This window comes from Pseudomonas sp. 05N431, from assembly GCF_056397005.1.
Genome location: NZ_JBFTMN010000043.1, coordinates 1 through 3,217 on the forward strand (window position 1 = coordinate 1; position 3,217 = coordinate 3,217).

Annotated in this window: 4 protein-coding genes, 3 tRNA genes and 1 rRNA gene; all 8 read right to left on the reverse strand. The window is 53.5% G+C overall.

What is annotated here, in order from left to right:
- Positions 1-317: GTP-binding protein (locus AC1DIG_RS29165; RefSeq protein ID WP_477770056.1), on the reverse strand; the 317-nt coding region annotated here is incomplete at its 3' end.
- 84 nt (positions 318-401) lie between these two features.
- Positions 402-477, reverse strand: a tRNA-Thr gene (locus AC1DIG_RS29170).
- Positions 478-503: 26 nt separating this feature from the next.
- Positions 504-577 (reverse strand) — tRNA-Gly (locus AC1DIG_RS29175).
- Positions 578-602: 25 nt separating this feature from the next.
- Positions 603-687 (reverse strand) — tRNA-Tyr (locus AC1DIG_RS29180).
- Between the two features lie 142 nt (positions 688-829).
- Positions 830-1,276 carry a hypothetical protein gene (locus AC1DIG_RS29185; RefSeq protein WP_477770091.1) on the reverse strand — a complete coding sequence of 149 codons (447 nt, stop codon included), beginning with the start codon at positions 1,274-1,276 and terminating at the stop codon, positions 830-832.
- Between the two features lie 7 nt (positions 1,277-1,283).
- Positions 1,284-2,033 carry a pantothenate kinase gene (locus AC1DIG_RS29190; protein ID WP_477770092.1) on the reverse strand — a complete coding sequence of 250 codons (750 nt, stop codon included), beginning with the start codon at positions 2,031-2,033 and terminating at the stop codon, positions 1,284-1,286.
- Positions 2,023-2,982: a bifunctional biotin--[acetyl-CoA-carboxylase] ligase/biotin operon repressor BirA gene (birA, locus tag AC1DIG_RS29195; protein ID WP_477770093.1), complete on the reverse strand. Its 960-nt coding sequence runs from the start codon at positions 2,980-2,982 to the stop codon at positions 2,023-2,025. The genes AC1DIG_RS29190 and birA overlap by 11 nt, the downstream gene beginning before the upstream one ends.
- 140 nt (positions 2,983-3,122) lie before the next feature.
- Positions 3,123-3,217 (reverse strand): 5S ribosomal RNA (gene rrf, locus AC1DIG_RS29200); the annotation flags it as partial.

The following is a 3,217-nucleotide window of genomic DNA, read 5'->3' on the forward strand; positions in this document are numbered from 1 at the left end:
CAAACCAGGATAGCGCCGTCCATTTGAGCAGCACCGGTGATCATGTTCTTCACGTAGTCAGCGTGACCTGGGCAGTCAACGTGAGCGTAGTGACGGATCTTCGAGTTGTACTCAACGTGTGCGGTGTTGATGGTGATACCGCGAGCTTTTTCTTCTGGTGCACTGTCGATCTTGTCGAAGTCAACACGAGCCGAACCGAAAACCTCGGAGCAGACGCGAGTCAGAGCAGCAGTCAGAGTGGTTTTACCGTGGTCAACGTGACCAATGGTGCCAACATTGACGTGCGGCAGGGAACGATCGAACTTTTCCTTAGCCATCGAAATAACCCTCAACAGAAGAATTAAGCAAGCAATACCGACCATTAAAACAAAGGCAGATATTTTCATATCTGCCTTGTTATATGGAGCTCTTGAGCGGATTTGAACCGCTGACCTCACCCTTACCAAGGGTGTGCTCTACCAACTGAGCTACAAGAGCGAAACACTTTGCACAACCTGCAAACTTGGAGCGGGTAGCGGGAATCGAACCCGCATCATCAGCTTGGAAGGCTGAGGTTCTACCACTAAACTATACCCGCGTAAGCTTGCAGCTCACGCTAAAAATGGTGGAGGGGGAAGGATTCGAACCTTCGAAGTCGTAGACGTCAGATTTACAGTCTGATCCCTTTGGCCGCTCGGGAACCCCTCCTAAGCGAGCCGGCATTCTACATCATGCCAGCCTTCTGTCAAGCATTTTCTCATTAAAAACCTGAGGTTAGCTGCGTTGACCTCGCTTCGCACTGCTGACTGTTAAAGGTCTTCACTGCGAAGCGGGCGCCATTCTATGCAACCTATTCAGCAGTTGCAACCCCCTCGCACGGCATTATTTTATGTTTTAACTCATTGAATTCTTTAGCAAGGTTCTGCAATACGGAATCGTCAGCCAATCGCCGGCTTTCCGGGGTCACACGCATCCAATATCCAACAGAATCAGGAAGAGAAACCGATAGCTGCTGAACCTTGATATCGAGAGCAGTCAATCGCTGCTCGAGCGCCTTCGCCGTTTCCTGACGAGCAAAACCGCCCAAATAAAGACAACCGTTATCCGCCTGCGCAAATTTACCCTTGTCATGCGCAGCTACTGCATCAGGCGTTTCACTCAACAGGCGAATGTCCTGCTGCGAACCTTTATACAAACTCAACGGAGTGACGTCCTTCGCACGCAAGGGCGCCTCCTGCTGATGCCAAACGTAATAAAAGACATTCAGGACCAGCAACAACAGAAACAACCAGCGCATAAAAACCTCAGGACAATGGGCACGCCATGGCCAAACCTACAAATACGAGATCTGGTACTACCCGCGCCTCTGGCACAACCCCAGAAACCAGGCCCGCATCACCACCAGTGAGGAACACCGAGAACTCCTGCCCCCAATAGCTGCGCGCCAACTCTAGCTGCGTCAGGACAAACCCTCTCAACATCAATGAACAGCCACGCTCGACAGCCTCCACCGTATTTCGCCCTGGCTCAAAGCTCTCGAGCGCCCTGGACGCCGCTAGATCGTCATAGCGAATCCGCCGGGTATGGGTGCGCAACTGGTTACGCATCAAGGGCATTCCGGGACAAATGAACCCTCCCAGGTGCTCGCCATCCGCCGCAATAAAATCTGCGGTAAGCGCAGTACCAAAATCGAGAACCAGACAAGCCCCCGAGGCGAGATGAAATGCGCCAAGCATCGCAAGCCAGCGATCGAGCCCCAGCCGCTGATAATCCTCGTAACCGTTTCGGACTCCAGACATTTCACGAGCCGGCGCCGCACAGGACACCACTACACCAAATGCATCGACCAGTAAGGAAACTAGTGCGGCGGTCTCTTCATTGGTTCTTACACTTACCAGCCGACAATGCTTGAGATTCAAACCATCACAGCCTCGTAAGCTTTCCAACAAAGCCAGGTCCGAGTCGACAACCCCCTCAGCAACCAACCGCGCCGCATCTGCGTGCAGCACGCGCCATTTGATAAAGCTATTCCCGCAGTCGAGCTCAAGAATCATTGCGCAACCTCAGACTTAGCTCACCACCACTAAACACTTTTTCTACGCCGCCCACGTTCAAACGCAATGCACCCTGGCCATCAATCCCTATCACCTCACCATCAATCCGGCTCACTCCAGCAATCAGCGAAACTGCACGCCCCTGCCATAGGTGGCCTTGCTCCCACTCCGCCCGAAGCGCGGAAAACCCCGCCAACTGATGACGACTCAGATACCCCTGGAGAACAATCCCCAAACGCGCCACTAGAAGATTACGATCGAACGCCTTACCCGCTTCGAGACGCATAGAGGTCCACTGCTGATCAACCTCATCAGCGATCTGCATATTGACATTGATTCCCACACCCAGAACGACATGACACACATCCGCAGGATCCCCAACCAACTCCAACAATATGCCAGCGATTTTCTTCTCACCCACCAGGACATCGTTAGGCCACTTCAAACCAGCCCCGGCAATGCCCAGATCGCGCAGTGTTTGCATCACGGCAAGACCGACGACCAGGCTAAGCCCCTCAAGCTGGCGCATGCCGCCATCGATTCGCAGCACGAGGCTATAGTAGACATTTTCGGCAAACGGGCTCACCCACTTGCGCCCGCGTCGGCCGCGACCGGCAGTTTGTCGCTCTGCAAGTACAAGAAATGGCGCAGCCAATCCGCGCTCAATAGAGCGCAAAGCTTCAGCGTTGGTGGAATCAATCGATTCAAAGACCAGCACGGGCCAATCGCAAGCAGGTGAATGCTCAGCGATCTCCGCGGAGTTGAGCAGAGTCAACGGCGCGCTCAATTGATAACCACGGCCACGCACTTTGTGAATAGAAAGCCCCAACTCAGCCTCAAGGTGCTGGAGCTGCTTCCACACAGCGCTGCGACTAATACCTAGAGCGGCGCCCAGCGCTTGGCCGGAGTGGAAACGACCGTCCTTCAGGAGCTTTAACAACGTCAGCATGCAAGTATCGCCTCACAATGAGGCCCGCATGATAGCCATGCCCCGAGCCGTTGCATAGAAATCGTAAGATTCCGGAATCAACTTTTTCGCAGGCAAAACAAAACCCCAACTGCTTTCGCAATTGGGGTTTCGGAATTTAATCTTGACGATGACCTACTCTCACATGGGGAAACCCCACACTACCATCGGCGATGCATCGTTTCACTGCTGAGTTCGGGATGGGATCAGGTGGTTC